This window comes from Streptomyces sp. NPDC030991 (genome assembly GCF_055571235.1).
Map to the genome: position 1 here is coordinate 136,460 of NZ_JBVIFR010000010.1, position 26,799 is coordinate 163,258.

At 73.6% G+C, this 26,799-nt stretch carries 16 protein-coding genes; 2 read left to right on the forward strand and 14 right to left on the reverse strand.

Annotated features, from left to right (window positions below; all coding sequences use genetic code 11):
- Positions 1 to 41 precede the first annotated feature (41 nt).
- Positions 42 to 1,382: a cation:proton antiporter gene (locus ACZ45E_RS20480; protein WP_468222455.1), complete on the reverse strand. Its 1,341-nt coding sequence runs from the start codon at positions 1,380 to 1,382 to the stop codon at positions 42 to 44.
- 1 nt (position 1,383) lies between these two features.
- Complete coding sequence (locus tag ACZ45E_RS20485; protein WP_468222457.1) at positions 1,384 to 2,169, reverse strand: thioesterase II family protein; 786 nt, start codon at positions 2,167 to 2,169, stop codon at positions 1,384 to 1,386.
- 240 nt (positions 2,170 to 2,409) lie between these two features.
- Here ACZ45E_RS20485 and ACZ45E_RS20490 point away from each other — a divergent pair, with 240 nt between their 5' ends.
- The gene (locus ACZ45E_RS20490) at positions 2,410 to 2,604 is read left to right on the forward strand and encodes a ferredoxin (protein ID WP_468222459.1); all 195 of its coding nucleotides are present in this window, start codon (positions 2,410 to 2,412) and stop codon (positions 2,602 to 2,604) included.
- On the opposite strand, the gene ACZ45E_RS20495 is transcribed toward ACZ45E_RS20490, so the two are convergent.
- A complete protein-coding gene (locus tag ACZ45E_RS20495) occupies positions 2,601 to 3,407 on the reverse strand; it encodes a class I SAM-dependent methyltransferase (protein ID WP_468222461.1) in 807 nt (268 codons plus the stop codon). The two genes, ACZ45E_RS20490 and ACZ45E_RS20495, sit on opposite strands and share 4 nt — an antisense overlap.
- Positions 3,408 to 3,477: 70 nt before the next feature.
- Positions 3,478 to 4,737 carry a cytochrome P450 family protein gene (locus ACZ45E_RS20500; protein WP_468222462.1) on the reverse strand — a complete coding sequence of 420 codons (1,260 nt, stop codon included), beginning with the start codon at positions 4,735 to 4,737 and terminating at the stop codon, positions 3,478 to 3,480.
- A 279-nt stretch (positions 4,738 to 5,016) separates the two neighbouring features.
- Between ACZ45E_RS20500 and mhpA the strand changes: the two genes are divergently transcribed.
- The gene (mhpA, locus tag ACZ45E_RS20505) at positions 5,017 to 6,690 is read left to right on the forward strand and encodes a bifunctional 3-(3-hydroxy-phenyl)propionate/3-hydroxycinnamic acid hydroxylase MhpA (protein ID WP_468222463.1); all 1,674 of its coding nucleotides are present in this window, start codon (positions 5,017 to 5,019) and stop codon (positions 6,688 to 6,690) included.
- Between the two features lie 131 nt (positions 6,691 to 6,821).
- Here mhpA and ACZ45E_RS20510 read toward each other — a convergent pair whose 3' ends face one another.
- From ACZ45E_RS20510 to ACZ45E_RS20555, 10 genes are all read right to left on the reverse strand, one after another.
- Entirely contained in the window at positions 6,822 to 7,745 is a 924-nt protein-coding gene (locus tag ACZ45E_RS20510; RefSeq protein ID WP_468222464.1) for an ROK family protein, read from the reverse strand.
- The gene (locus ACZ45E_RS20515) at positions 7,738 to 8,367 is read right to left on the reverse strand and encodes an HAD-IA family hydrolase (protein ID WP_468222594.1); all 630 of its coding nucleotides are present in this window, start codon (positions 8,365 to 8,367) and stop codon (positions 7,738 to 7,740) included. The genes ACZ45E_RS20510 and ACZ45E_RS20515 overlap by 8 nt, the downstream gene beginning before the upstream one ends.
- A 107-nt stretch (positions 8,368 to 8,474) precedes the next feature.
- Positions 8,475 to 9,578, reverse strand: coding sequence for a Gfo/Idh/MocA family protein (locus tag ACZ45E_RS20520; protein WP_468222466.1), 1,104 nt, complete (start codon positions 9,576 to 9,578; stop codon positions 8,475 to 8,477).
- Complete coding sequence (locus ACZ45E_RS20525) at positions 9,575 to 10,735, reverse strand: aminotransferase class I/II-fold pyridoxal phosphate-dependent enzyme (RefSeq protein ID WP_468222468.1); 1,161 nt, start codon at positions 10,733 to 10,735, stop codon at positions 9,575 to 9,577. The genes ACZ45E_RS20520 and ACZ45E_RS20525 overlap by 4 nt, the downstream gene beginning before the upstream one ends.
- 55 nt (positions 10,736 to 10,790) lie before the next feature.
- On the reverse strand, positions 10,791 to 11,603 hold the full coding sequence (locus ACZ45E_RS20530) for a shikimate dehydrogenase family protein (RefSeq protein ID WP_468222470.1): 813 nt from the start codon (positions 11,601 to 11,603) through the stop codon (positions 10,791 to 10,793).
- Entirely contained in the window at positions 11,600 to 12,889 is a 1,290-nt protein-coding gene (locus tag ACZ45E_RS20535; protein WP_468222471.1) for a 3-deoxy-7-phosphoheptulonate synthase, read from the reverse strand. The genes ACZ45E_RS20530 and ACZ45E_RS20535 overlap by 4 nt, the downstream gene beginning before the upstream one ends.
- Positions 12,886 to 13,944: a 3-dehydroquinate synthase family protein gene (locus ACZ45E_RS20540; protein WP_468222473.1), complete on the reverse strand. Its 1,059-nt coding sequence runs from the start codon at positions 13,942 to 13,944 to the stop codon at positions 12,886 to 12,888. Before ACZ45E_RS20540 ends, ACZ45E_RS20535 begins: the two co-directional genes overlap by 4 nt.
- A gap of 7 nt (positions 13,945 to 13,951) precedes the next feature.
- Positions 13,952 to 15,295 (reverse strand): NAD(P)/FAD-dependent oxidoreductase, encoded by a 1,344-nt coding sequence (locus ACZ45E_RS20545; RefSeq protein ID WP_468222475.1) that lies wholly within the window; start codon positions 15,293 to 15,295, stop codon positions 13,952 to 13,954.
- A 2-nt stretch (positions 15,296 to 15,297) separates the two neighbouring features.
- Positions 15,298 to 16,095, reverse strand: coding sequence for an arylamine N-acetyltransferase (locus ACZ45E_RS20550; protein WP_468222477.1), 798 nt, complete (start codon positions 16,093 to 16,095; stop codon positions 15,298 to 15,300).
- Between the two features lie 43 nt (positions 16,096 to 16,138).
- On the reverse strand, positions 16,139 to 26,785 hold the full coding sequence (locus ACZ45E_RS20555; RefSeq protein ID WP_468222478.1) for a type I polyketide synthase: 10,647 nt from the start codon (positions 26,783 to 26,785) through the stop codon (positions 16,139 to 16,141).
- Positions 26,786 to 26,799: the final 14 nt, after the last annotated feature.

Consider the following 26,799-nt stretch of genomic DNA (forward strand, 5'->3'; position numbering starts at 1 on the left):
CTCTGGCTCCTTCGCGCGCTCGGTCCGGCCGGCCGCGCCCGTCACACCGAGGCGGGCGGCGGGGCGGCCAGGTCGGGTGTCCTGGTCTCGGCCAGGGTGAACTCCGCCTCGGCGTTCTCGTCGATGCGGGCCATGGCGATACGGAGTATGGGCGGCGCCATCAGCGATGTCACGATCGCCACAAGAATGATGATGGTGTACGTCTCCGCGCTGAGCACCCCTAGTTGCAGGCCCACCATGGCGACGACGACCTCGATCACCCCGCGGGAGTTCATGCCGGCGCCGAGCGCGAGAGCCTCCCAGCGGCCCAGTCCGCTCAGTTTCGCGCCGATGTAGGCGCCCACGAACTTGCCGAGGATCGCCACGCCGAGCACCACGCAGGCCGTGGCAAGGACGGTCGGCCTGGCCAGCGCGGTCAGGTCCATCCGGATGCCGGCCGTGGCGAAGAAGACCGGTGCGAGGAAGGCGAGGACCGTGACGCGCAGCGGGGCCAGCTTCTCCGGGTCCGTCTCGCCGCTGGTGCCGATGAGGACACCGCACACGAACGCGCCGAAGACCGCCTCCAGGTGCAGCGCCTGCGTCGCCGCCGCGCCGAGCAGCACGATCAGGGCCGACACGGCGACGGTGGGTGCGGGCGAGGCGGAGCGGCCCGCCGCGCGGAGCGCCGCCTTCACCAGGGGGCGGCCCACCAGCCAGGCGGCCAGCACGACGCCCACGGGGTAGAGCACGGACGTGGTGAGCGTTCCGGTGCTCACCCCGGCCGTCGCCATCGCCGACACGATGGAGAGCAGGAACCAGCCGACGACGTCGTCGATCACGCCGGCGGCCAGCGTCAGTTGGCCGACGTCGCGGTGGAGCAGGTTCATGTCGATGAGCGTCTTGGCGATCACGGGGATCGCGGTGACGCACATGGCCACGCCGAGGAAGAGTGAGAAGACCGTCGGGTCGGTGCCGTCCGGCATGAGCGAGGCGGGCAGCAGGAACCCCACACCGATGCCGAGCCCCAGGGGCAGCAGCAGACCGGCGAGGCTGACCCGGACCGCGGTGGCGCGGCGCCGCTTGACGAGGTCGAACTTCAGCTCCATGCCGGTGATGCCGACGAGCAGGACGACGCCCACCTGCCCCACCGCGTCGAGCAGGTGCATCTGGCCGGGGTCCTTCGGCAGCAGCCAGTCGGCGAGGCCGGGCCATATGTGGCTGAGGATCGAGGGGCCGACGATGACACCGGCGAGCAGCTCACCGACGATCGCGGGCATCTTGAACCGGGCCGCCAGCCGCCCGAGGACCATGACCAGCAGGAGCAGCACCGCCAGCTGGAGCAGGAACACCAGCAGCGAGTGGGCCGGGATGGTGGGGACGGGCGCGGAACTCGCCTCGGTCATCTCAGATCCCGCCTTCGCGCGGCGCGGTGGCGGCCTGGAGGGTCAGACGGTCCACGACGAGTCCGGTCACGCGGGTGTTCTGGTCGGAGAGGAAGAAGTGCCCGCCGGGGAAGACCTGGAGCTCCGTCGGGCCGGTGGTGTGGTCCTCCCAGGCGGCCGCCTCGTCGATCGTGACGCGGGGGTCGCTGTCGCCGGTGAGCACCGTCACGGGGCACGTCAGCTGCCGGCCGGGGGTGCAGCGGTGGTTGCCCACGGCGTGGTAGTCGCTGCGGATCGACGGCATGATCATTTCCCGTACGTCGGGGTCGTCGAGGAGCGCCGTGTGGGAGCCGCCCAGCCTGCGCACCTCGGCCAGGAGTTCCGCGTCCGAGCTCAGGTGGAACCGCTCGTCACGGTCCCGGGAGGGGGCGCGTCGGCCGGAGGCGAAGAGGCGTACAGGTTCGGGGAGTCCGGCGTCCTGGAGGCGGAGCGCGACCTCGTAGGCGAGGACGGCGCCCATGCTGTGCCCGAACAGGGCCAGCGGCCGGTCGTCGAGGTGGCGGACCGACTCGAAGATGCGGTCGGCCAGTTCGGGGAGGCTGCTGATGTTCGGCTCCTGGCGCCGGTCCTGCCGGCCCGGGTACTGCACCGCCAGCACGTCCACCGTGGGCGAAAGCGCCCTGGACAGCGGGAAGTAGAAGCTCGCGGACCCGCCGGCGTGCGGCAGGCACACGAGGCGGACACGGGTGTCCTGCGTCGGGTGGAATTGGCGGATCCATGTTCCGAATTGAACCGGTGCTTGAGGCACGGCCAGAAATTCCTTCCAGGAATCGTCATACGGCACGCCGCTGCCCCGTCGCGGGACCTGTCAGGGCCACCACCTCGGTTCTGCCGCGAGCGCTTCATTTCCGGAACAAGCTTTGCTTGCGTGCGCTTGAGCGTCACTGGAGAAGCGCTACACGTTTCACCGGCACGGTCTCATCCATTCGGTCCGCCTCGGGCATCATGGCCGGCGGATCCCCGTCCATTTCCGTAGGAGGCGACCACCGTGAAGATAGTCGCGGACACCGGCAGATGTGTCGGCGCGGGCCAATGCGTGCGCGTCGCGCCGGACCTGTTCGACCAGGGCGAGGACGACGGCGTGGTCGTCGTGCTGAACGCCGAGCCCGCGGGGGAGCTGCTGCCGGCGGTCGGCGAGGCCGTCGACCTCTGCCCGGCCCAGGCGCTGTCCGTCGCCGGTTAGAGCGGGCGGCGGGCGACGATGCGGGCGTGGTGCGGGTCCGTCTTCCCCGCTTGGACCAGCGTCTCCAGCGCCTCGTCGAGGAACTCGTCGACCCGGTCGCCGAGGACCTCGGCCTGGGAGGCGAACCAGGTCCGCCGGAAGCGCGTACGCATCTCGGCCAGTTCGTCTGCGGTCAGGGCGACGCCCTCCTTCCTGCTGAACGGGTGCGGGAGTTCGGGCACGTAGTGGGTGAGTTCGAGCCCGGCCTCCGTCAGCAGGGCGGCCACGTCGTCGGCCGGGTAGTCGCGCATCGCGGGCGGCACCTCGGCGAACAGGTCCTTCCAGCGCGGGCTGTCCGCGAGCCGGCGCAGGATCCCGAAGAGGCCGGTGCCCTCGCTGCGCGGCTGGGCGCCGGTCCACTGCAGGACGAGGTGGCCGCCGGGGCGGAGCGCGCGGGCCATGCGGCGCAGCGGCTCCTGCGCCTCGGAGACCCAGTGCAGCACCCAGGAGGAGTGGATGACATCGAACCGACCCTGCGGCAGGTCGAGTTGCTCGACGGTGCGGACCTCGGTGTGCACGGGGAGCCCGGCGCACAGCTGCCGGGTGGCTTCCACCATGGACGGGGACGCGTCGCTGGCCCAGACCTCGAAGCCGCGCTCGGCGACGGTGCGTGCGATCTCACCCGCGCCGCAGCCGATCTCGGCGAAGGTGCCGCCCAGCTCCAGTGCGTCGCCGGCGAGCGCGAGCGCGGCCAGCGCCGTCTTGACGTGCGGCGAGTTCACCTTCACGTACTCCTCGGCCACCCACGTGTTGGTTTCGGTCATCGGTGAAGTCCTGTCTCTGTCGGGAACATCGTCGGGTAAGTCGGGTAAGTCGGGTAAGGGGTACGGGCGTTCAGGTGAGTCGCAGCGGGAGCCGCTCGCACCGGGTGACCCCGGGCCGCGGCACGTAGGAGATCTGCTCCCGCTCCACCGCGAGGGAGAGCGCGGGGAACCGGGTGAACAGTGCGTGCAGCGCCACCTCCGCCTCTTGCAGGGCGAGCGGCCGGCCGAGGCAGTGGTGCGCCCCGCGCCCGAACCCGAGATGGTCCCGGCCGCTTCCGTGGTCCCGGCCGATGTCCAGCCGCCCGGGGTCGTCGAAGCGGCGCGGGTCGGTGTTCGCGGGCAGGATCAGGGGCAGGATCGTGGCCCCCGCCGGGATCGTCGTGCCGCCGAGTTCGACGTCCTCGGACGGATAGCGGGGCATCCCCCACTGGGTGGGGCCCAGGCGCATGAGTTCGTGGACGGCTTGCGGCCACCGGGCGGGGTCCCGGCGTACCAGCGCGAGTTGGTCCGGGTGGTCCAGCAGGGCGAGCACGGCGGTGGCGAGCAGTTGCGTCGTCGTCTCGTGCCCCGTGATGACGAGGGTGAAGACCAGGGTGACCATCTCCTGTTCGGAGAGTCGGTCGCCGTTGTCCTCCCGGGCCTGCACGAGGGCGGTGATGAGGTCGTCGCGGGGTTCGGCCCTGCGGCGCGCGATCACCGCCAGCATGTGGTCGACGCACTCGCGCATGACGGCCGGGATGCGTTCGCGGTGCTCGGTGGGCGAGCCGAGGCAGTCACCCCACTCGTACCAGGGCCCGCGGTCGGCCTCGTCGATTCCGACCAGCTCGCAGATGACGGTGAACGGCAGCGGGTAGCAGAACGACTCCATGAGGTCGACCGGTGTGCCGTCGCCTCCCTGCCGGGCCAGCCCGTCGAGCAGTTCGGCGGTGATCTGCTCGACGCGCGGGCGCAGTGCGGCCACCCGGCGCGGGGTGAACGCCCGCGAGACCAGGGCGCGCAGCCGGCGGTGGTGGTCGCCGTCGATCTGCATGAGCTTGTCGTCGAGGTAGTCGACCAGGTCGGACGGGATGTTGAGCTGCTTCATGATCGTGGTCCGGGTGGCCGGCGCGTTCGGCACCGACGCCGGGTCGTTGCGGAACAGCGGGTCGGTGAGGACCCGGCGCACGTCGTCGTAGCGAGTGACCAGCCACATCGGCGGGCCGCCCAGCATCGCCCCGGTGAGCGTCGGGGCCTGTTCGCGCAGCGCGGCGTATCCGGCGAACGGATCGGATACCAGCTCCGGCGAGAGCAGCTCGACCGGTTCGGCCGTGGTCTCGGCGGTGACGGTCATACGTCTCCCTTTTCTGCGTCCGGGGAAAGGGCTGAACACCTTTGCGGGAATGACCGGAACAGGGCCGCACCAGGGCGGCTCGACCGTCGGTCGAGCAAGGGTTCCGCGCCGATCCGTAATGTGGATGGCAGTACCACACAGTAGAACGGGCGCTTCCGGTTCGGCATCCCCCGATCTGATAGGGCGCCACCGCACGGGAATCGCGTCCAGCACCCTTTCCGCCGCGCTCCACTTCCTGCCCTCGCGGTTATTTCCGACACCTTGCGAAGAGGGATCACCATGGCCATCACGCGCCCGCACGACACGTACGCGCCCCCGACGGACACGGACACGGACGTGGCCGTCGTCGGCAACGGGCCGATCGGCGCCGCCCTTTCGGTGCTGCTCGCCCAGCGCGGCCTGCGCGTGACCGTCCTGGAGCGCCGGCCGAGGCCGTACCTGCTCCCGCGGGCGACCAGCTTCGACGGCGAGACGGCCCGGCTCCTCGCGGCCACCGGGATCCGCGAGGGGATCGGCCGGATCACGGAGCCGGCCGGCGGCTACCAGTGGCGTACCGCGGGGGGCGAGACGCTGCTGGACATCGCCTTCTCCCCGCAGGGGCGTTACGGCTGGCCGGACGCCAACACCATGCACCAGCCCGCCCTGGAGGAGCTGCTCGCGGCCCGGGCGGCGGAGCTGCCCGGCGTCACGGTGCTGCGCGGACACCGGGTCGTGGACATCGTCGACCACGGGCAGCGGGTGACGCTGACCGCGGAGGCCGCCGACGGAACACCCCGCACCGTCTCCGCCCGCTATGTCGTGGGTTGCGACGGCGCCAACAGCTTCGTACGCGAGCACCTCGGTGTCCCGCTGACCGATCTCGGGTTCTCCTACGAGTGGCTGCTGTGCGACGTCGAACTGCGCGAGCCGCGCGAGTTCACCCCCACCAACCTCCAGATCTGCGACCCGGCGAGACCCACCACGCTGGTCGGCAGCGGCCCGGGGCACCGCCGCTGGGAGTTCATGCGGCTGCCGGGCGAGAGCAGCGCCGAGCTGAACAAGGAAGAGACGGCCTGGCGCCTCCTCAAGCCCTTCGGTGTCACCCGGGACACGGCCAGACTGCTGCGCAGCACCACCTACATCTTCCGGGCCACCTGGGCCGACGCCTGGCGGTCGGGCCGGGTGCTGCTCGCCGGTGACGCGGCGCACCTGATGCCGCCCTTCGCCGGACAGGGCATGTGCTCGGGGATCCGGGACGTGTCCAACCTGGCGTGGAAGCTGGATCTGACGCTGCGCGGCCTGGCCGACGACTCCGTCCTCGACACCTACACCGAGGAACGCCGACAGCACGTCAAGGAGTCGATCCTCTCCTCGGTCCAGCTGGGCCGGATGATCTGCGTCACGGACCCGACGGCCGCCGAGGAGCGGGACGCCACGGTGCTCGCGGGCCGCCGCGGCCGTACCCGGCCGGGGACACCGGAACCGGCGAAGCCGCTGACGCGGGGCCTGTTGAGCGGGGCGTCGGCCGGCGCGGTGGTGCCGCAGGGGCGGGTGAGCGGGCCGGGCGGCACGGGGCTCTTCGACGAGGTCGTGGGCCGCGGGTTCACCCTGCTCACGTCGGACGATCCACGCCCCGCGCTCGGCGAGGACCGGTGGTCCTTCCTCGCGGCGCTCGGCACCCATGTGGTGCGTCTGTCGCCGCCGGGGCCGGGGAGGAGCGCGGCCGGCGCACAGCACCCGTCCGAGGTGACCGGCCTGACCGACGTGACCGGCGGCGTGACCGAGGTGAGCGACGTGGACGGTTTCTACGGGACCTACCTCGCCGAGCACGACGCGACCGCCGTGCTGGTCCGGCCGGACTACCACGTCTTCGGCACCGCGAACGGCCCGGCGGCCACCGCCGCGCTCATCGACGACCTGCGGGGCCGGCTCGGCGTGCGGGCGCCCGACGCGGAACTGCGCCGGGCGGGCTGAGGCCGGGGAGGCTGACCCGGGAGGGCTGAGCCGGGGAGGCTGCCCCGGGCGGGCTGAGCCGGACGCGCTGAGCCGGACGCGCTGAGCCGGGCGCGCTGAGCCGGACGCGCTGGCCCGGGGCGGGGCGCCCGTCAGGGTTGGATCAGGCGGGCGAGCGCGACCGCGCCCCGCAGCGACGACAGCGAGCCGAGCGCGGCGGCGCCGACGTCGAGCCGGGGCAGTCCGGGGCGGGCCAGCTCCGCGAGCTGCTCGGCGACGAGGGTGTGCAGGCCCGGGAAGCCGCCCGCGAAACCGCCCCCGATCAGCAGGAGTTCGGGGTGGAGCAGCTCCTGGACGCTCACCGCGGCGGCGGCCAGGGCGCGGCAGGTGCGCCGCAACGCGGCGAGAGCCCAGGGCTCTTCCTCGTCCCAGGCCCGGCGCAGCGCGTCGAAGGTGACGTCGCTCCCCCGCAGCCGGGCCGCGTGCCGCAGCGTGGCCGGGCCCGAGGCGATCGCCTGGAGGCAGCCGCGGCGGCCGCACACGCACGGCGGGCCGTCCAGCTCGACGATCGTGTGCCCGATCTCGAAGGAGCCCCGGCCGAGCCCCGGGCAGAGTTCGCCCCGCAGGACGAGGCCGCCGCCGACGCCGGTGCCGACCCCCAGGTAGAGGAGGTCCGTGCGGCCTGCGGCCCGTGCCTCGGCGAGGGCGCCGAGGTCCCCGTCGTCCGCCCAGCCGAAGGGGGTCGCGGGGAAGAGCGCGCGCAGGGCGGCGCCCAGGTCCGTGCCGGTCCACTCGGGACGGCTCGGCCAGGCGGTGACCCGCTGGTCGGGTCCGACGGTGGCCGGCATCGCGAGGCCCACCGCGGTGAAGGGCACGCCGAGCCGCTCGCTCACGTCAGCGATGTGCGCGGCGAGCCGGCCGAGGTCGCGGCCGGCGTCCTGGCGGGGGCCCCAGGCGAAGACGGACTCGTCCACGCACCGCGCGCCCGCCTCCACCCGCAACGCGACCTTGGTGCCGCCGATGTCGACACCGAGGTGGTGTGCCGTTCCGGTGCCGCCCCGCCCGTCGTCAGTCACCGGGCACGGACGGGCACAGGGCCAGCAGGTCGGCGGGGCGGGTGAGGACGACCGCCGGTTGGGCGGCGAGCAGTTCGGCGGGGTCGGAGAGCGCCCACAGCGCGCCGGCCGAGGTCACCCCGGCGCCGTGGGCGCTGGCGATGTCGGTCGCGGCGTCGCCGACCATGATGGCCTGCTCGGGCGAGAAGCCCATCAGCTCCAGGGCCCGCTCCACGATGTCGGGGGCCGGCTTCGGGTGGTCGATCTCGTCCGAGCCGATGACGTGGTCGAAGAAGGGCAGCAGCCCCAGCGTGTCGAGCAGGGAGCGCGCCCGCTGCCCGCTCTTGCCGGTGGCCACGGCGAGCCTGAGTCCGCGCACCCGCAGGGTGAGGAGCAGCTCCACGACGCCGTCGAAGACCGGCACCTGGGCGGCGAGCCGGTAGCTCTCGCGGACGAACGGCTCCTCCATCTCCAGGGGCAGGCCCATGATCCGCATGATGTCGGGGAAGTAGCGCCCCAGGTGGCGCGTGTACTCGTCGAACGGCGCCGGGCCGTCGCCGACGACCTCCTTGTACGCGACGGCGAACGCCTCGTACATCACGGCGAAGCTGTCGACGAGCACCCCGTCCAGGTCGAAGACCACGGCGTGTCTGACGCGCGGGGGCGTGCTGGTGACGGTGGCCGTGCGGCCCCCGCCCGGGGCGCCGATGTCGTCTCGTTCGGTCGAAACTGGTGTGGTCACCGGCTTCTTCACCTCCTGCTGGGGGTCGGGTCCTGGTAGGGGGCGGGCGCGGCGGTCCGCTCGTGCGCGCGGTGGGCCGACGCGTAGAGGTCCTCGATGACCCCGACCGTCGTACGGGCTTCGGCGGCGGCCCTGCCGCGGCGGTCCGGGTCGGCCAGCAGGGCGGCGAGGCCGTCGAGCTGGCGCCCGTACTCGCTGCCGATGGGCTCGTCGGGGACCGGCACGGACGTGGTGGTGCCCTCGCGGGTCACCGTCAGCTCCGGGCGGGGCAGGCGGTTGGGGCTGAAGCCGAAGGTGCAGCGCAGCTCGGCGGTCCCGGCGCTGCCGACGATCCGGACCCGGGTGGTGTCGCGGGCCTCGTGCGAGGCCCAGCCGGTGTGCAGGGAGACCGAGACGCCGTCGTCGCGCACGAGGAAGCCGCGGGCGGTGTCCTCGACGTCGCCGGTCCCGGCGGCGGGCTCGTCCGCGCGCCAGGCCGCGCTCCACGTACCGGCGGCGACGAAGTCGTGCGAGGTCGCGCCGACGACCTGGGTGAAGCGGGCCGGTCCGAGCAGCGCCGCGAGCGTGTCGAACAGGTGCCAGCCGAGGTCGAGGAGGACCCCGCCGCCGGCCTTGCTGCGCTGGGTGAACCAGCCGCCGGCCCGTGGGATGCCGCGGGCCCGTACCCAGGCCAGGTCGACGTGGCGGATCCGGCCGAGCTCCGGTACCAGGCGGGCCAGGGCGGCCACGTCGGCACGGTGCGGGGCGGCGCTGCCGGCGAGCAGTGTGGCGCCGCCCGCCCGTTCGGCGTCGGCCAGCAGGCCGGCCTCGGCCGAGGTCAGGCAGACCGGTTTCTCCAGGAAGACGGGGACGCCCCGGGCGAGCAGGTCGGCGGCGACGGCGGCGTGCAGGTGGTTGGGGACGGCGACGACGGCGAGGTCGGCCGTGTCCGGGGTGAGGGCGTCAGCGGTGGCGTGCACGGGGACGCCGGGGGCGGCGGCGGACGCGGCCCCCGCCGCCGGTGCGGGGTCCACGACGGCCACCACGTCGAAGTCGGCGTGCCGGACCAGCCGGGGCAGCCACAGCTCCCGCCCCGCCCAGCCGAGACCGACGACGGCTGTCCGCACGCTCATACGGCGGCCACGGCGTCCGCGACGATCTCGGCCGTCAGGTGGAGGGCCTGCTCGTCGGCGAGGAGCGTGCGGTGGTGCAGCCAGACGCTCTCCCGGCTGATGGCCTCGGAGTGCGGGCAGCGCTCGGCCACCTGGTCCGGGGTCTCGTCGGGGGCGCCCATCTCCCAGAAGGCGGCGGTGCGGTAGATCGCACGGAAGCCCGCGAAGGCCGGCACACCGGCCGCCACGAGCCGGTCGACCAGGGCGTTGCGGTCGGCCTCGCCGATGCCGGGGACGCGGAACATCGCCATGTAGTGGGAGGGGAAGTCGGTGCGCTCGTCGGGGCGCTGCGGGTCGATGCCGTCGATCTTCTCCAGGAGCGGGGAGAGCACGGCCCAGCGCTGCTGACGCGTCCTGATCTGCCCTTCGAGGCGGCCGAGCTGGGCCCGCAGGACGGCTGCGGAGAACTCGTTGAGGCGCAGGTTGGAGCCGGCTATCTCGTGCTTGTAGTGGCGGTCGGTGCGGGGCCGCCCGCAGCTGTGGCGCAGGAACGCCTTCTCGTACAGCTCGCTGTCGGGGAAGAGGACGGCGCCGCCCTCGCCCGCGGTCATCAGCTTGCCGTTCTGGAAGCTGAACGCGGCGACCGAGCCGAGCTCGCCGACGCGCTTGCCCCGCCACCGTGCGGCGTGGGCGTGGGCGGCGTCCTGGAGCAGCGCGACCCCGGTCTCGGCGGAGAGTTCGGCCAGGGCGTCCATGTCGGCCAGGAACCCGGCCATGTGCACGGGCATGATCACCCGGGTGCGCTCGGTCACCGCGGCCCTGGCCGCCGCCACGTCGATGTTGTACGTGTACGGGTCGACGTCGACCGGGACCGCGACGGCCCCCAGCCGCTGTGCCGCCTGCGACGAGGAGATGAAGGTGAAGGCCGGGACGATGACCTCGGAGCCCGGGCCGACCCCCATGACCTGGAGGGCGAGTTCGAGGGCGTGCGTGCCGTTGGTGACGGCGAGCGCGTGGGGCGCGCCGTGGAACTCGGCGAACTCGCGCTCGAAGGAGTCGACTTCACTGCCGCCCATCCGCCACCACTGGCCCTGTTCGAGCGCGCGGACGAGTCCCTCCCGCTCCGTCGCGTCGTACTGCGGCCACTGGGGGTACTCCGGCGCCTGTCGCACGTTCATGATTCTCCAAAAATCGGATGCGATTCGATTCGGTGTGGTTCCAGCGCAAGCTTGTTCAGCGCAGTGCGAAGAAGGCCCGGTATGCGGTCAGTTGCGCCTCGAGCATGTGGATGCCGTGGTGGATCCGGTGGCCCCGGGCGGCGGCCTCGCGCAGCAGGCGGGTCTCGCGGGGCTTCATGACGATGTCGGCCACGACGCAGTGCGGCGCCAGCTCCGCGACCGGGAACGGCAGCGGGTCGTCCGCGCGCAGCCCGAGCGGGGTGGCGTTGACCGCGAGGTCCGCGTCGGCCGGTGCGGGGCCGTCCAGCACGTGCACCCGGTCCGGCCAGCGCGCGGTCAGGCGGGCGGCGAGCGCGTGGAGTCTGTCCGTGTCCGTGTCGTAGAGGGAGAGGCGGGCGACGCCGGCCGCCAGCAGCGCGGCGGCGACGGCGCTGCCCGCGCCGCCGGTGCCGACGAGGGCGGCGCGGGCGCCCTGCGGCCGGTGTCCGGCGCCGGTGAGGCCCGCGACGAAGCCGGAGCCGTCGAAGTTCTCGGCGAGCCAGCCGCCGTCGGCCTCGCGGCGCAGTACGTTCGCGCTGCCGACGATGTCCACGGTCGTGCCGCGCCGGTCGGCGAGGCGGGCCACGGCGGCCTTGTGCGGCACGGTGACGAACATGCCGTCGAGGTTCTCGACGCGTTGCAGGCCGCGCACGACCCGCTCCAGGTGTTCCGGCCGGACGTGCACCGGGACGACCACGGCGTCGATGCCAAGCCCGGCGAGGACGGGGTTCAGCAGCGCGGGCGCCTGGACCTGGGCGACGGGGTCGCCCAGGACGGCGTACAGGCGGGTCGTGCCCCGGATGGCCGGGGCGGGGGGAGGTGCGGTCATCGCAGCGCCGCCTTCCGGGGCAGGGCAGGCAGGACAGGCAGGACGTGCTCGGCCGCCAACGCGGCCACGGTGTGGGCGAGTTCGCGGGCCTGGTCCGCGTTGAGGCGCGGGTCGCAGGCCGTGCGGTAGCAGGTGGGCAGATCGTTCTCCGTCACTCCCCCGGCGCCGCCGACGCACTCCGTGACGTGGTCGCCGGTGACTTCGAGGTGGACGCCTCCGGGGTGGGTGCCCACGCGGCGGTGCACCTCGAAGAACCCGGCGATCTCGTCGGTGACCGCGTCGACGTGCCGGGTCTTGTATCCGTTCGCCGCCGTGTACGCGTTGCCGTGCATGGGGTCGCACTGCCAGACCACCTCGTGGCCCGACGCGGCGACCTTCTCGACGATCGGCGGCAGTATGTCCCGGACGCGGGTGTGTCCCATGCGGCTGATCAGGGTGAGCCGTCCGGGCTCGGCGTACGGGTCCAGCCTGCGCACGTACTCGACGGCTTGCTCCGGGGTGGTGGCCGGGCCGATCTTCAGGCCGACGGGGTTGGCCAGCAGCTCCGCGAACGCGAGGTGCGCGCCGTCGAGGTGGCGGGTGCGCTCGCCGATCCACAGGAAGTGCCCCAGCCCGCTGGACAGCCGCGGCTCGGGCCCGCTGTCGTCCACCCGCAGCGCGGACCGCTCGTAGTCGAGGAGCAGCGCCTCGTGGCTGACGTACACCTCCGCCGCCCCGGGCAGGGCGCCGTCGCCGAGGCGGCGGAGCAGCGCCGCGGTCCGCGCCGCGTCGGCGTGGGCGCGCAGCATCCGGCCGGGGTCGGGGGTGCGGGCGGCCCGGGTGGGTTCGGCGGAGTTGACGATGTCACCGCGGTAGGAGGGCAGGCCCTGGGCGTCCACGTCGTGGGAGCGGGGCTTGGCGTACTGTCCGGCCGCCCGGGCGATCCTGACGACGGGCAGGCCGGTGCGGCGGGCGAGCACGTCGGCCATCTCCACCAGCGTGCGCAGGTTGGCACTCTTGTGGGCGTCGGTGTTCTCCGCGAAGGACTCGGCGCAGTCGCCGCCCTGGAGGACGAACGCCTCGCCGCGGGCGACGGCGGCGAGTTCCTCGCGCAGTCGTGCCGTGCGGGCGGCCGCGACGATCGGCGCGGCGTGGCGCAGCGTCTCCACCACTTCCGCGGCCCGCCGCGGGTCGGGCCAGTGCGGCTGTTGCGCGGCCGGGCGGGCCAGTGCCCGTGAGAGCCGGGCCGCCAGCAGCGGGTCGTCCTGCGGGCCGTCGAGCGTCGTCGGCCCGGGCGGAGGGCTCATGACAGCGCCGTCGCGGCCGTGGGCATGGCGGTGAGTTCGGCCAGCGGCGCCCGCGGCATGCTGTCGAGGACGTCCCTGACGACCTCCTGCGGCACGTCGCCGACCAGTTCCGCGCCGTGCGGTCCGTCGAGGGCGAACGCGAGTGCGCCGAACGCCTTCTTGTCGTGCCGCATCAGCTCGATCAGGGTCTCGGCCCCGGTCTCGGCGGGCACCGCGGTGGGCAGCCCGTAGGACCGCACGACGTCCAGGTGCTCCGCCACGCGCGCCTCGCCGATGCGCCCGAGGGCGCCGGCGAGACGGCCGGCGAAGACCGTGCCGATGGCGACCGCCTCGCCGTGGCGCAGTGCGTAGCCGGTCGCCTTCTCCAGCGCGTGGCCCAGTGTGTGGCCGTAGTTGAGGATGTGGCGTGGTCCGGAGTCCCGTTCGTCCGCCGCCACGACGCGGGCCTTGAGCCGCACGCCGGCGGCGATCTGCTCGGCGAGCGGCAGTCCGCGCAGGTCGGGGGCGCCGATGAAGTGGCAGCGGGCGATCTCCCCGTAGCCGTTGCGCATCTCGCGCGGGGGCAGGGTGGACAGGTAGTCGGTGTCGCAGAGGACCGCGCTGGGCTGCCAGTACGCGCCGACCAGATTCTTGCCCTGCGGCAGGTTCACCGCCGTCTTGCCGCCCACGCCGGCGTCCACCTGGGCGAGCAGGGACGTCGGCAGGTGCACGACGGGCACCCCCCGGTGGTGGAGGGCGGCGGCGAGGCCGACCACGTCGGTGGTGGTGCCGCCGCCGCAGGAGACGACGACGTCGGAGCGGGTGAGCCCGAAGTCCACGAAGGCGCCGCAGAGCGCTTCCACGGTGGCGAGCGTCTTGTCCCGCTCGCCGTCCCGCGCCGGGATCAGCAGGGTCTTCACCCCGGTGTCGGGCACCCATTCCGCCGGGCGGGCCGACACGACGACGGCGCGTTCGGCGCCCAGTTTCCGGACGATCCCGGCGAGCGACGTACGCACCCCGGGGCCGATGAGCACGTCGTACGAATGGTCTCGGAGCCGCAGCGGAATGGTTGCCATGACGTGTCTACCGGCCCGCCGTCACCCGCAGGACGCGCGCCTCCGAGCGCTCCTTGCGGTCCTGCTCGTCCAGGTGCGGGTAGGAGGGGCAGCCGTAGACGCGCTGGAACGGCTCGAAGGTGTCCCACTCCTTGCGCCGGCGCATCTCGGCGGCCACCGAGTTGTGCTCGCTCCAGAAGTCTCCGCCGATGAGGCGCATGAGGTACCGCTCCAGGGTGTCCCGGTCGGTGGAGCGGGCGGCGTCGGCGGCCATCGCGACCAGCTCGCCGTCGTAGTAGGCGTGGATGAGGCGGATGTAGGTGTCGTAGCCGGTCTTGAAGTAGTTGGCGTAGCGGTCGAGCAGCCGCTCCTCGGCCGACGGGTCCGCCAGGGCCTCGCCGAGCGTCTCGGCGGCGCGGACGGCGGTGGCGGTGGCCACCAGGACGCCGCCGGAGAACATCGGGTCCCCGAAGCAGCCGGCGTCGCCGACCATGAGCCAGCCCGGTCCTGTGACCGTGTCCGCGTGGTAGCAGTAGTCGGTCTCGATCTTGAGGTCCATGGCGGGCTCGGTGCCGGTCAGGCGCGCGGTGATCCGCGGGATGCGGGACACGTGCTCCTCGAAGACCTTCTCCGGCGTGGAGGCGCGCAGCACGTCGCGCGGCATGACCGTGCCGACGCTGATGCTCTCCTTGGTGAGCGGGATCGCCCAGACCCAGCCGTCGTCGTGGGCGCCGACCTGGATGTCGCCCTCGACGCCCGGGTTGTTGCTCTCGTCGAGGCCGGTGTAGTGGCGGTAGACCGCGACCATCCGGAGCTTCTCCAGGGTCTTGCGCAGGCCGAAGCGGTTGGCGATCCGGCCGGTGCGGCCGCTGGCGTCGACCACGTAACTGGCGTGTGCCTCGTGGCGCTCGCCGTCGTGCTCGTAGCGGACGCCGACCATGCGGTCGCCGTCCATGAGCAGTTCGCCCACGTTGGCGCCGAGGACGAGCTTCGCGCCGGCGGCCTCGGCCTGTTCGGCCAGCATCCGGTCGAAGCGGGCGCGCTGTACCTGGAACGCGTTGTCGTGCCGGCCCTCGCCCTGCTTGGTGAAGTCCGCGCGGAACACGCCCTCGAAGAACTTCTTCTCGGTCGGGTCGATGAACTCGCCGCCGAACTTGGGGACGTAGCCCTGGGAGGCGACCACGTCGCGCAGGCCGATCCGCTCGAAGAGGCCCATCATGTACGGCAGCAGGGACTCACCGATATGGAACCGGGGGTTCAGCTCCTTCTCCAGGAGCAGCACGGAGTGCCCCTGCTTGGCGAGCACGTAGGCGGCGACCGAACCGGCCGGTCCCGCGCCGATCACGATCACATCGGCTGTTTCCTTCGCCATCATCATCCCTTTCGAGGAGCTTGCTGGTAGGAGCCGGACAGCAGGTGGGAGACCAGCCGCTGGTGCTCGGCGTCGTCCGTGATGGTGCGGATCTCGTCGCGGCCGTCGCGCACCGTCAGGTGCCGGCGTCCCTTCAGGACGACCTGACCGTTGTCGAAGGTCCGGCCGCACAGGATCTTGGTGCCGTCCTGGGGCCCGGTCTCCGCCGCGATCTCCCGGACGAGGAAGTCCTCCATGTCCTGCCAGTCGTTCCACTTGCGGGGGGTCGTCGCGAAGCTGTAGACCACGCTCCACCGGGTGATCCTGCCGCGCCGCTGTAGAGCGATCCTGGACCCGCGCTCGACCAGCCGGAACTGGCAGCCGTACTGGCTCTGCACCGAGTCGCAGAGCCGCAGCGGCTCGATGAAGGACGGGCCGGGGTAGCCGACGTCGACGAGCCACTCCTCGCCGTCCAGGGCGACGAGGTTGAACATGTGCTCCACGTCGAGGCCGGAGGCGTCCCAGCCCTCGGCGGTGCTGGCCGCCAGCACTGTGACGTCGTGGCCCAGCTCCGTGAGCAGCCGGGCGAACAGCCGGTTCAGCTGGAAGCAGGTGCCGCCCCGGCCCTGGGCGATGCTCGTCTCGAACGTGGCGTCCTCGTCGAGGTCGACGAGCGCGGGTCCGTCGCTGAAGTCCTGCGTGGCCCCGTTGTACGGAATCGTCATCAGGTGGTTCTTGTGCAGTTTCCGCAGCGTCGCGAGGTCCACGCCGGTCTCTCCGGCGCAGTCGATCCGCTGGAGGTACCTGTCGACGTCGAACACGTTTCTTCACCTTCTCTCAAAGGGAGTTGGAGAGGTCGGAGGGTCACACCGAGACGGCCACGGGCCGCGCCGACTCCTTGCCGCACAGCAGCTCGTGCAGGTGAGCGGCGAGCATGCCCGCGGTCGGGTGGTCGAAGACGAGGTTGGGCGAGAGCTTCCTCTCGGTGAGGTCGCGGAGCCGGTTGCGGAGTTCGATCGAGGTCAGCGAGTCGAAGCCGACCTCGAACAGCCCCTGGTCCGCGTCGATCCGGTACGAGGCACCGTGGCCCAGGACCGCGGCCACCTGCGCCCGCACCAGGTCGAGCAGCAACCGCGCCTGTTCGGTGGCGGAGAGTCCCGCAAGCCGTTCCGTCAGGGCCCTGCCCTGTTCGGCGGCGCTCGCCGCGTGGGCCTGCTGCCGGCCCGCGCGGACCAGGCCGCGCAGCATGTGCGGCACCGACCCGTCGGCCCCGGCCTGCTGTCGCAGCGACCTCAGGTCCAGCTTGGCGGGGACGAGCTGGGCCCGGCCCGACGCGACGGCGGCGTCGAACAGTTCCATGCCCTCGGCGGGGGTGATCGCCTGGAGTCCGCCGCGCCGGTTCAGCCGCTCCTTGACGATGTCGTCGGTACCGGCGGCCATGCCGCCGCCGCTCTGCTCCCACAGCCCCCAGGCCAGAGAGAGACCCGGCAGTCCGGCCGTGCGGCGGTTGGCCATGAGGCCGTCGAGGTAGGCGTTGGCCGCCGCGTAACTGCCGCTGCCCGCGCCCATGAAGACGGCCGAGACGGACGAGTAGACGACGAACGCGTCGAGGTCCAGGCCGCGGGTCAGCTCGTCGAGATGGCGTACGGCGTCGACCTTCGGCGCGAAGACCCGGGCCAGGCGCTCCGGGGTCAGCATGCCGATGACGCCGTCGTCGGTCACGCCCGCCGTGTGCAGGATGCCGCGCAGGTCGGGTATCGAGGCCAGCAGATCCTTCGCCTGGTCGCGGTCGGAGACGTCGCAGGCCACGACGGAGACCGCCGCACCCTGCCCGGTCAGCTCGGCGACCAGCTCCCCGGCGCCCTCGGCCTCCGGACCCCGGCGGCTGGCAAGCACCAGACTCCGCACGCCGTACCGCGCCACCAGATGCCGGGCCGCCAGCGCACCCAGCGAACCCGTACCACCCGTGACAAGAACCGTCCCCTCCGGCCCGAACACCCGCGCCCCGTCAGCGACGTGAGCGCGCGCGACACGCGGCACGGACAGAACCGTCCCGCGCACGGCGACCTGCGGCTCACCACCGGCCAACGCCGCACCCAGGATGCCCACGAGCCCCTCGGTACCGGTCTCGGCCACCGGATCGGTGTCGATCAGAACGATCCGGCCGGGGTTCTCCGCCTGCGCCGCACGCACCAGACCCCACACCGCCGACCCCGCAGGATCGGACACCCCACCATCACCGGCGGGGACGGCGCCCTGGGTGACCACGGCGAGCCGCGTCTCCTCCAGGCCGGGCCCGTCCAGCCAGCACTGCACGACTTCGAGGACGCGGGTGGCCAGTTCGAGCACGGCTCCCTCGCCCTCGCCGCCGACGGCCCGCAGGACCGCCGCGGCCGGGGCCCCGGCGGCGCCCGACTCCACGTCGTCGGCCAGGGTCGCCACGTCCTCCGCAGTGGCCACGAGGACCCACGACGCCACGGGCTCCGGCCCGTGGGGCACCGGCAGTTCGTTCCACTCGACGTGGAACAGCGAGTCGTTGCGCGGGGCGCCCGCCGCCGCGTCCAGCTGCTCGGCGGAGACCACCCGGGACGTCAGCGACTCCATCGACACGACCAGGGTGCCGGTCTCGTCCGCCGCGGCCAGCGACAGCGCGCCGGGCTCCGGCTGGGCGAGGCGCACCCGCAGCGCGGACGCCCCGGCGGCGTGCAGCACCAGACCGTTCCACGCGAACGGCAGCCTCAACTCCTGCCCCCGCGCACCGGGCTCGCCGTCGCTGTCGTCCGCCGACGCGCTCGCGATCCGCAGCAGCGGCGCGTGCAGGGCGGCGTCGAGCAGCGCCGGGTGAATGCCGAACCCGGCGGCGTCCTTGCGGTGTTCCTCGGCCAGGGCGACCTCGGCGAACATCTCGTCGCCGCGCCGCCACAGGGCGCGGACGCCCTGGAAGGCGGGGCCGTAGCCGTAGCCCACGCCGGTGAGCAGGTCGTAGCCACCGGTGGTCTCCAGCGGTTCCGCGCCGGGCGGCGGCCAGGCCGTGAAATCGAACCCGGCCGCGTCACCGCCCGGTTGCGGCGCGGCGGTCAGCATTCCGCTGGCGTGCCGGGTCCAGGCGTCCGCGCCGCTCTCGGCGTCCTCGGCGCGCGAGTACACCTCCACGGTGCGGGAGCCGTTCCCGTCCGGGCCGCCCACGGCGACCTGGACGCGTACGCCGCCCTGCTCCGGCACCACCAGGGGTGCCTCGATGACGAGTTCTTCCAGGACGCCGCAGCCGGCCTCGTCACCGGCGCGTACCGCCAGTTCGACCAGGCCCGTGCCCGGGACGAGCACCACGCCGCCGACGCGGTGGTCGGCCAGCCAGGGGTGCGACTTGAGCGAGAGGCGTGAGGTGGCCGCCAGCCCGTCGGACCCCGGCAGCTCCACCACGGCGCCGAGCAGCGGGTGGTCGGTGCCCGCGAGCCCGAGGGAGGTCGCGTCGGTGCGGGTCTCCGTCGAGTGGAGCCAGTAGTGCTGGTGGTCGAAGGCGTACGTGGGCAGCTCGACGCCGGATTCGGTGGCGCCGGCGGGCAGGGCGTCCGCCCAGTCGACGGGGACACCGCTGACGAACAGCTCGGCCATCGAGGCCAGCAGGCGGCGCGGGCCGCCCTCGTCGCGGCGCAGCGACCCGGTGACGACCACGTCCGCGCCGCTCTCGTACGCCGTCTCGGTGATCGGCTGCACCAGCACCGGGTGCGCGCTGATCTCGACGAACGCGCCATGTCCTTGCCGGACCAGCTCGGCGACGGCCGGGCCGAACCTGACCTGGCCGCGCAGATTCCCGTACCAGTAGCCGCCGTCCAGGACACCGGCATCCTCGACCCAGCCGCTCTTCACCGTCGAGTAGAAGGGGATCGCGGGCGCCTGCGCGTCGATGCCGGAGAGCGTCTCGGAGAGGGTGTTCTTGATGTCCTCGACGTGGCGGGTGTGGGAGGCGTAGTCAACGGCGACCCGGCGCACTCGGACACCCTCCGTAGAGAGGTAGGCGAGCGCTTCGTCCAGGGCTTCCGCGTCACCGGCGATCACGACCGAGTGCGGGCCGTTGACGGCGGCGACCTCGACCCGGTCCGCCCAGCGCTCCAGACGGGCGACCGCCTCGGTCTCGCTCAGGGCGACCGACGCCATGCCGCCGCGACCGGCCAGTTCCCCAGCGATGGCCTGGCTGCGCAGGGCGACCACCTGGGCCGCGTCCTCCAGCGACAGCGCACCGGAGACACAGGCCGCCGCGATCTCGCCCTGCGAGTGGCCGAGCACCGCGTCGGGGCGTACCCCGGCCGATGACCAGACGGCGGCCAGCCCCACCATCACCGCGAAACTCGCGGGCTGCACCACGTCCACCCGCTCCAGCAGCTCCGGGGCCGCTTCGCCCCGCAACACCTCGACCAGCGACCAGTCGATATACGGGTCGAGGGCGGCCGCGCACTCCGCGATCCGCTCGGCGAACACCGGCGAAGTGTCCAGCAACTCCCGGCCCATACCGGCCCATTGCGAGCCCTGGCCGGGGAACACCCACACGACCTTGCCCGGGCCGCCCGTGACTCCGACCCTGCCCGTGACCAGGCCCGCCGGGTTCTCGCCCCGTGCCAGCGCCCGCAACCCAGCGGCCGCTTCCTCGGTCGAGCCGGCCACGATCACCGCCCGCTCGCCGAGCAGGGCCCGGCGGGCGACCAGCGCCCCGGCGACACCGGCGAGCGGTGTCTCCTCGGCGCTCTCCAGGAGAGCGGCGAGCCGGTCGGCCTGTCCCGCCAGGGCGGCCGCGCTGCGTGCGGACACCACCAGCGGTACGACGCCGGTCGCGTGCGGCACGGGACGGGCGGCCTCCGGGGGCGCCTCCTCCAGGATGAGGTGTGCGTTGGTCCCGCTGATACCGAAGGAGGAGACACCGGCGCGGCGCGGACGGCCCTCGCTCGACCACTCCCGCGCCTGCGTGAGCAGCTCCACCGCGCCCGCCGACCAGTCCACCTGCGACGAAGGGGCGTCCACGTGGAGGGTGGGCGGCAGTACCGCGTGGCGCAGTGCCTGCACCATCTTGATGACGCTGGCGACGCCCGCGGCGGCCTGCGTGTGACCGATGTTGGACTTCAACGAGCCGAGCCACAAGGGCTGTTGGGGGTCGCGGTCCTTGCCGTACGTGGCGAGCAGTGCCTGTGCCTCGATCGGGTCGCCGAGCGCCGTGCCGGTGCCGTGGCCCTCGACGACGTCGACGTCCGCCGTGGAGAGGCCCGCGTTGGCGAGCGCCTTGCGGATGACGCGCTGCTGCGAGGGTCCGTTCGGGGCGGTGAGGCCGTTGGAGGCGCCGTCCTGGTTGACGGCGCTGCCGCGCAGCACTGCCAGGATCTGGTGGCCGCGTTCGCGGGCCACCGACAGGCGCTCCAGGACCACCAGGCCGACGCCCTCGGCCCATCCGGTGCCGTCCGCGCCGTCCGCGTACGCCTTGCAGCGGCCGTCGCCGGCCAGGCCGCGCTGGCGGGAGAACTCCACGAAGCTGACGGGGGTCGCCATGACGGTCACCCCGCCGGCCAGCGCCATCGAGCACTCGCCCTGCCGCAGCGACTGCGCGGCCAGGTGCATCGCCACCAGCGACGACGAGCAGGCGGTGTCCACGGTGACGGCCGGGCCCTCGAAGCCGAAGACGTACGAGATGCGGCCGGACGCGACGCTCGAAGCGGTGCCCGTGCTCGCGAAGCCTTCGAGTTCCGGCGCGACGACCCCGGCCCCGTACCCCTGGTTGGAGACGCCGGAGAACACGCCGACGTCCGTGCCCTTGAGGACGGCCGGGTCGACGCCCGTGCTTTCCAGCGCCTCCCACGTGGTCTCCAGGAGCAGCCGCTGCTGCGGGTCCATCGCCAGCGCCTCGCGCGGCGAGATCCCGAAGAAGGCGGAGTCGAAGGAGCCCGCGCCCTGGACGAAGCCGCCCTGGGTCGCGTACGAGGTGCCGACGCTCTCCGGGTCGGCGTCGAACAGGTCGTCCAGGTCCCAGCCGCGGTCGCCGGGGAAGTCGGACATGCCCTCGCGCCCCTCGTGCACCAGGCGCCACAGCGCGTCGGGGCCGGTGACCCCGCCGGGCAGATGGCACGCCATGCCGACGATCGCGATGGGCTCGTCCGGGTCGGTGGCGGTGACCGGCGTCGTGGTGACCGCGCCGGGCGCCGCCGTGTCGCCGAACTCCTCGCGCAGGTAGCGGGCGAGGGCCTGCGGGGTCGGGTAGTCGAAGATCAGCGTCGCCGGGAGCTTGAGGCCGGTCGCCTGGCGCAGCCGGTTGCGCAGTTCGACCGAGGTCAGCGAGTCGAACCCGGCCTCGTTGAACGCCGTGTCCGGCCGTACGCCCTCGGCGCCGCCGTGGCCGAGCACGAGCGCGGCCTGGGTGCGCACCAGGTCGAGGAGGAGGGTTTCCCGCTCCGCCTCGGTGCGGCCGGCGAGGCGGCGGGGCAGGTCGCTGTCCTTCCCGGCGGCGGCCCGCGCCTGCCGGCGGCCCTCCGGTACGAGGGTGCGCAGCAGGTGCGGGACCGGGGTGCCGGCGGCGGCGCCCGCCCGTGCACCGCGCAAATCCATCTTGATCGGTACGAGCAGCGCCCGGCCGGAGGCGAGGGCGGTGTCGAACAGCTCTGTGCCCTCGGTGGCCGAGATCGCCAGGACACCGCTGCGGTCCGCCCGCGCCTGGTCGGTGTCGCCGAGGTGCGCGGTCATGCCCGCGTCCTGCTCCCACAGGCCCCAGGCCAGCGAGAGTCCGGGCAGCCCTGCCGCGCGGCGCTCGGCCATCAGGCCGTCGAGGAAGGCGTTGGCGGCGGCGTAGTTGCCCTGGCCCGCCGAGCCGAACACGCCCGAGGCCGACGAGAACACGGCGAACGCGTCGAGGTCCAGGTGGCGGGTGAGTTCGTCGAGGTGGCGCACGGCGTCGACCTTCGGTGCGAATACCGTGGCCAGGCGCTCGGGGGTGAGCGCCCCGAGGACGCCGTCGTCCAGTACGCCCGCGGTGTGGATGACGCCGCGCAGGGGGTGTTCGCCGGATATCGAGGACAGCAGGGCGGCCGTCCGGTCGCGGTCGGAGACGTCGCAGGCCACGACGGAGACGGTCGCGCCGAGGGTGGTCAGCTCCGCGGTCAACTCCCGTGCGCCGGTGGCGTCGGGGCCGCGGCGGCCGGCGAGGACCAGGTGGCGTACGCCGTGCCGGGTGACGAGGTGCCGGGCCATGAGCGCGCCGAGGGATCCCGTACCGCCGGTGATCAGAACGGTGCCGTCCGGGGTGAACAGGGTCTCGGCGGACGGGGGTTGCGCGGTGGAGCGGACGAGGCGAGGGGCCGAGAGCGTCCTGCCGCGCACGGCGGTCTGGGGCTCGCCGGACGCGAGGGCGAGTCCGAGTACGGGCAGTACGCCGTCCTCGGCGGCCGGGTCGGCGTCGATCAGGACGATCCGGTCGGGGTTCTCCGCCTGCGCCGCACGCACCAGACCCCACACCGCCGACCCCGCGGAATCGGACACCCCACCGTCGCCAGCGGGCACCGCACCCCGCGTCGCCACCACCAGCCGCGCCTCGTCGAGACCATCGGCCGCCAGCCACGCCTGCACCACACCCAGCACCCGCGAGGACAGAGCGAGCACCGCATCCGCGCCGTCACCGCCCACCGCCTCCACGACCACCACCGGCACATCGGCGGACAACGCCGCCACATCCTCCGCGCAGACCACCGGCACCCACTCCGGAGCCGTCGGCGGGGCCTCGGGCAGGGCCAGTTCGGTCCAGTCCACCTCGAACAGCGACTCGGCCGCCGCCGTCGGGCCCGCCGCCGTCTCCAGCTGTTCGGCGGAGACCGGCCGGGACACCAGGGAGTCCAGGGTCACGACGAGGCCGCCGGTCTCGTCGGCCGCCTGGAGCGCCACGGCGCGGGGTCCGGCGGAGGTCAGCCGGATCCGCAGGGCGGCGGCGCCCCCGGCGTGCAGCGACAGGCCGTTCCAGGCGAACGGCAGAACCGGCTGCCCGGTCTCCTCCCCTGCGGCGTCCTGCGAGGCGGCGTCCTGCGAGGCCGTGTCCGGTCCGGCGCCGAACATCCCGGCGTGCAGGGCGGCGTCGAGGAGCGCCGGGTGGAGGCCGAACCGGTCGGCGCCGTCGCGGTGCTCCTCGGGCAGGGCGGCCTCGGCGAAGATCTCGTCGCCGCGCCGCCACACCGCCCGCAGGCCCTGGAACGCGGGGCCGTAGCCGTAGCCGCGCTCGGCGAGACCGGCGTAGAAGTCGCCGACGTCGACGTGCCGGGCGCCGGGCGGCGGCCAGGCGGTGAAGTCGAAGGGCGCGGCCCGGGTCGCCGCGGGGGCCGACAGGGTGCCGGCCGCGTGCCGGGTCCACGTCTCGCCGTCGCCGGAGGCGTCCTCGCGCAGGGAGTGCACCTCGACGGGGCGCGCACCGGAACCGTCCGGCGCGCCCACGGTGACCGACACGCGTACACCGCCCTGCTCCGGCAGGACCAGCGGCGCCTCGATCACGAGCTCTTCCAGGACGCCGCAGCCGGCCTCGTCACCGGCGCGTACCGCCAGCTCCACCAGGCCAGTGCCCGGGACGAGCACCACGCCGCCGACGGAGTGGTCGGCGAGCCAGGGGTGCGACTTGAGCGACAGCCGTGAGGTGAACAACAGGCCGTCGGAGTGCGGGAGTCGCACCACCGCGCCGAGCAGCGGGTGGTTGGCCGCGGTCTGTCCGAGCGAGGCCGCGTCGGTGGCCGCCTCCGCGGTCCTGAGCCAGTAGTGCTCGTGGTCGAAGGCGTACGTCGGCAGGTCCACGCGCGCCGTCGTGGCGGCGGTGGCCGGGAGCAGCGTGCCCCAGTCGAGCGGGGTGCCCCGCACGAAGAGTCCGGCCAGTGCGGCGAGCAGGCTCTGCTCCTCCGGGCGGCCGTCGCGCAGCGCCGCCACACAGGTCGCCTCGGCGCCCGCGGCGGTGGCCGTCTCCTCGACGAGGCCGGTCAGGGCCGCGCCCGGGCCCAGCTCCACGAAGAGGGCGCCGCCGAGACCGACGGCCGCCGCGATGCCGTCGGCGAACCGCACCGGCCGGCGTACGTGGGACGCCCAGTACTCGGGGGAGGCGAGTTCGCCGGGCGCGGCGAGGCGCCCGGTCACGTTGGAGATCACCGGGATGCGCGGGGCGTGCCATTCCAGGCCGGCGAGCTCCGCGGTGAAACCGGCCAGCATGGGTTCCATCCGCCGGGAGTGGAACGCGTGCGAGACCACCAGGCGCTTCGTCTTGCGGCCCTGCTCGCGCAGTTGCCCGGCCGCCGCGAGGACCGCGTCCTCGTCGCCGGAGAGGACCACCGAGGACGGGCCGTTGACCGCCGCGATCTCGACTCCGTCGCCGAGCAGTCCTGCGACCTCCGCCTCGCTCGCGGCCACCGCGACCATCGCGCCGCCCGGCTCGAGGGCCTGCATCATGCGGCCCCGGGCCGCGACCAGGCGCGCCGCGTCGGCCAGCGACAGGACGCCCGCCGCGTGCGCCGCGGTGATCTCACCGATCGAGTGGCCGACGACCGCGTCGGGGCGCACGCCCCAGGACTCCACGAGCCGGAACAGGGCGGTCTCGACGGCGAACAGGCCCGCCTGGGTGAAGACCGTCTGGTTCAGCAGGTCCGCGCTGCCGCTCAGCCTGCCGAGGACCACGTCCCGCACCGGGTGGTCGACGCGGCCCGCGAGGGCCGCGTCCAGGTGCGCGCACGCCTCGTCCAGGGCGCGGGCGAACACCGGGTGGCGGTCGTACAGTTCGCTGCCCATGCCCACGCGCTGCGAGCCCTGGCCGGGGAAGACCCAGACGGCCTTGCCGGGGCCGCCCGAGCCGGCGGCCCTGCCGGTCACGACACCGGCCGGACGTTCGCCCCGCGCCAGCGCCGTCAACCGGGCGCGGGCCTCTTCGTGCGAACCGGCCAGGACCACCGCGCGTTCGGTCAGCAGGGCGCGCTCCGCGAGCAGGGCGCGGGCCACGCGCGGCAGGGGTGTCTCGCCGGCGTCCGCGAGGAGTCCGGCGAGCCGCTCGGCCTGGCCCGCCAGGGACCGCTCGCTGCGGGCCGACACCACCAGGGGCAGCACGCCGCCGGGCGCCGTCTCCTGCGCGGTGGGCTCCGGCGCCGCGTCCTCGGGCGCCTCCTCCAGGATCAGGTGCGCGTTGGTGCCGCTGATGCCGAACGAGGAGACACCGGCCCGGCGCGGGCGGCCCTCGTCCGGCCACTCGCGGGCCTCCGTGAGCAGCTCCACCGCGCCGGCCGACCAGTCGACCTCGGTCGTCGGGACCTGCGCGTGCAGTGTCGGGGGCAGTACGCGGTGGCGCAGCGCCTCGACCATCTTGATGACGCTTGAGACACCGGCGGCGGCCTGCGTGTGCCCGATGTTCGACTTCAACGAGCCGAGGTACAGCGGCTTTCGCGGGTCGCGGCCCTGCCCGTACGTGGCGAGCAGCGCCTGCGCCTCGATCGGGTCGCCGAGCGCCGTGCCGGTGCCGTGCGCCTCCACGATGTCGACGTCCGCCGGGACCAGTCCGGCGCCGGCGAGCGCCTTGCGGATGACGCGCTGCTGGGAGGGTCCGTTCGGGGCGGTGAGGCCGTTGGAGGCGCCGTCCTGGTTGACGGCGCTGCCGCGCAGTACCGCGAGGATCTTGTGGCCGCGCTCCTGAGCCACCGAAAGGCGTTCCAGGACGACGACACCGGCGCCCTCGGAGAGGCCCATGCCGTCGGCGCCGTCCGCGAACGCCTTGCAGCGGCCGTCGGATGCCATGCCCTGCTGCCGGGAGAAGACCACGAACGTGCCGGGCGTCGCCATCACCATCGCGCCGCCGGCCAGCGCCAGCGAGCAGTCGCCCTGGCGCAGTGCCTGCGCGGCCAGGTGGATGGCGACCAGCGACGACGAGCAGGCCGTGTCCACGGAGACGGCCGGCCCCTCGAAGCCGAAGACGTACGAGACGCGGCCCGAGGCCACGCTCGACGCCACGCCGGTGCCGGTGAAGCTCTCCAGCTCGGGCGCGACCCCGCCGCTCCCGGAGCCGTACCCCTGGCTGGACACCCCGGAGAAGACGCCCACGTCGGTGCCCTTGAGCGAGAGCGGGTCGATGCCCGCCTGCTCCAGGGCCTCCCAGGACGTCTCCAGGAGGAGGCGCTGCTGCGGGTCGACGGCGAGCGCCTCGCGCGGGGATATCCCGAAGAAGCCGGGGTCGAACAGGCCCGCGCCGCGCAGGAATCCGCCCTGGTCGGTGTAGGAGGTGCCGGGGTTCTCGGGGTCCGGGTCGAACAGGCCGTCCAGCTCCCAGCCGCGGTCGTCGGGAAACCCCGACACGGCGTCGCCGCCCTCGCGCACCAACCGCCACAGGTCCTCCGGGCCACTCACGCCGCCCGGCAGCCGGCAGGCCATGCCGACGACGGCGATGGGCTCGCCCGCGTGCGACGCGCCCTGCTTGCGCAGGTTGTGCAGTTCGGTGGTGACGCGCTTGAGGGTGTTGAGGAGTTGCTCGTCCGTGGCCATGCGTCAGTCCTCAC

What these genes read in the sequence shown, in the direction of transcription:
- ACZ45E_RS20495 (WP_468222461.1), bottom strand. Translation starts at nt 3,407, where the DNA reads ATGACCGAAACCAACACGTGGGTGGCCGAGGAGTACGTGAAGGTGAAC.
- ACZ45E_RS20500 (WP_468222462.1), bottom strand. Translation starts at nt 4,737, where the DNA reads ATGACCGTCACCGCCGAGACCACGGCCGAACCGGTCGAGCTGCTCTCG.
- ACZ45E_RS20480 (WP_468222455.1), bottom strand. Translation starts at nt 1,382, where the DNA reads ATGACCGAGGCGAGTTCCGCGCCCGTCCCCACCATCCCGGCCCACTCG.
- mhpA (WP_468222463.1), top strand. Translation starts at nt 5,017, where the DNA reads ATGGCCATCACGCGCCCGCACGACACGTACGCGCCCCCGACGGACACG.
- ACZ45E_RS20520 (WP_468222466.1), bottom strand. Translation starts at nt 9,578, where the DNA reads ATGAGCGTGCGGACAGCCGTCGTCGGTCTCGGCTGGGCGGGGCGGGAG.
- ACZ45E_RS20535 (WP_468222471.1), bottom strand. Translation starts at nt 12,889, where the DNA reads ATGAGCCCTCCGCCCGGGCCGACGACGCTCGACGGCCCGCAGGACGAC.
- ACZ45E_RS20525 (WP_468222468.1), bottom strand. Translation starts at nt 10,735, where the DNA reads ATGAACGTGCGACAGGCGCCGGAGTACCCCCAGTGGCCGCAGTACGAC.
- ACZ45E_RS20530 (WP_468222470.1), bottom strand. Translation starts at nt 11,603, where the DNA reads ATGACCGCACCTCCCCCCGCCCCGGCCATCCGGGGCACGACCCGCCTG.
- ACZ45E_RS20545 (WP_468222475.1), bottom strand. Translation starts at nt 15,295, where the DNA reads ATGGCGAAGGAAACAGCCGATGTGATCGTGATCGGCGCGGGACCGGCC.
- ACZ45E_RS20555 (WP_468222478.1), bottom strand. Translation starts at nt 26,785, where the DNA reads ATGGCCACGGACGAGCAACTCCTCAACACCCTCAAGCGCGTCACCACC.
- ACZ45E_RS20540 (WP_468222473.1), bottom strand. Translation starts at nt 13,944, where the DNA reads ATGGCAACCATTCCGCTGCGGCTCCGAGACCATTCGTACGACGTGCTC.